Genomic DNA, 658 nt, shown 5'->3' with positions numbered 1-658 from the left:
GAAGAAATACTATTTGTTTTATTCTTAGGCTCTGTTTATTATTAGGAGGATTATTTAGTTTACCTTGATGGGAAATATCATGTCTGAATTAACAAAAACTCTATTAAATATCCGTAGCCTTCGTGCGTTCTCACGTGAATTAACTCTTGAGCAACTTGAAGAAGCGCTAGACAAGCTGACTATTGTTGTACAAGAACGTCAAGAGTCTGAAGCTGAAGAACGCGCAGCAAAAGCAGAGCAAGAAGCTAAACTTTCTGCTATCGCAGAACAAATTGCAAAAGACGGAATCGATGTTGCCGATCTTATTGCTGCACTTTCTGGTGAAGCAAAATCTAAAACAACAAAATCTAAACGTGCTCCTCGCCCTGCGAAATACAAATACGTAGACGCGAATGGCGACGAGAAAACTTGGACAGGTCAAGGCCGTACGCCTTCAGCTATCCAAGAACAACTAGATGCTGGTAAATCTCTAGAAGAGTTTGCTCTTTAAGGCATCGAGTTTGCTAAGTGAATAATCAATAACCCACTAAGCAATAGAATTAATATTTAAGTCGACTAAAGTATTATTTACGGCTTCAATATATTCAGAAACAAAAAAGGCTCCTTTCGGAGCCTTTTTTATATTTCACTATTAGAAATATAAATCAAAAAAATGCCT

General features: G+C 37.2%; 1 protein-coding gene. It reads left to right on the top strand.

What is annotated here, in order from left to right:
* Window positions 1-79: 79 nt before the first annotated feature.
* Window positions 80-490, top strand: a complete 411-nt coding sequence (locus AB4232_RS22065; protein WP_012604381.1) for an H-NS family nucleoid-associated regulatory protein — start codon at window positions 80-82, stop codon at window positions 488-490.
* Window positions 491-658: the final 168 nt, after the last annotated feature.

This window comes from Vibrio sp. 10N.286.46.A8, assembly GCF_041470165.1.
Lineage (GTDB): Bacteria > Pseudomonadota > Gammaproteobacteria > Enterobacterales > Vibrionaceae > Vibrio > Vibrio tasmaniensis_A.
This window is presented reverse-complemented; position numbering and strand designations above follow the sequence as displayed.